Source organism: Streptomyces sp. NPDC046931 (assembly GCF_040644655.1).
Lineage (GTDB): Bacteria > Actinomycetota > Actinomycetes > Streptomycetales > Streptomycetaceae > Streptomyces.
The window spans coordinates 1-1,026 of the sequence record NZ_JBEYWX010000075.1; the positions used below are offsets into that span (position 1 = coordinate 1).

The 1,026-nt window shown below is 68.5% G+C and carries 1 protein-coding gene; it reads left to right on the forward strand.

Features of this window, described 5'->3' with window-relative positions:
* Positions 1-94: 94 nt before the first annotated feature.
* A partial coding sequence (locus ABZ876_RS39110) for a transposase (protein ID WP_361791218.1) occupies positions 95-1,026 on the forward strand: 932 nt, incomplete at its 3' end.

Below are 1,026 nucleotides of genomic sequence, written 5' to 3' on the forward strand. Positions count from 1 at the left end.
GACGCTGTTGGTTAATTCGGGGCCTGCGTGACGTCGGTCTTCAAGACTCGGTTGTGGTCTTGAAGACCGACGTTGTCGTATGGGGTGGGTGTTGATGTCGATGCGTCCGGCCGGGGATGGGGAGCTCCCCGGGGAGACGGTGCGGGTAGCGCGGGCGGCGTTCCCGAAGGGCAGTCTGGCGATCCGGCTGCGGGATGAACTGGGCGTGTTGTTCACCGATGAGCAGTTCGCTGATCTCTTCCCGTCCCGGGGCAGGCATGCGTGGTCGCCGGGGCGGCTGGCGCTGGTGCTCGTGCTGCAGTTCGTCGAGGGGCTGACCGACCGGCAAGCGGCGGAAGCGGTCCGCGCCAGGATCGACTTCAAGTACGCGCTCGGACTGGAACTCGACGACCCGGGGTTCGACTTCTCAGTGCTGTCGGAGTTCAGAGACCGCCTGGCCGGCACGGACGGCGGGCGGCGGGTGATGGACGGTGTCCTGGCCGCGGCCAGGGAACGAGGACTGCTCAAAAGCTCGGGCCGGGCCCGCACCGACTCCACCCACGTGCTGTCCGCCGCACGGGAGCTGAACTGGCTGGAGATGGTCGCCGAGACCCTGCGTGCGGCACTCAACGCAGTCGCCCGCAACGCCCCCGACTGGCTGGCCGACGTTGCCGAGCCGGACTGGTTCCAGCACTACGCCACCCGGATCGATGACACCCGGTTTCCCGCCTCCCGCGCGAAGCGGGCCGAGGTGGCCGAGCGGATCGGCCGGGACGGGATGCGCTTGCTGGCAGCTGTCTTCGACCCCCGTTCTCCCGATGGCCTGCGCGACCTGGACAAGGTGGAGGTCCTGCGGCAGATGTGGGTCCAGCACTTCCACCTTGTGGAGGGCGAGGTGCGGCGCAGGGACCCAAAAGACCGCCCGCCGAGCGCGACGCGCCTGGTCACCCCGTATGACACCGACGCGCGTGGCAGCGTCAAACGCGACATCATGTGGGACGGCTACAAGGTCCACTTCACCGAGACCTGCGAGCCGGGCGCCCCGAA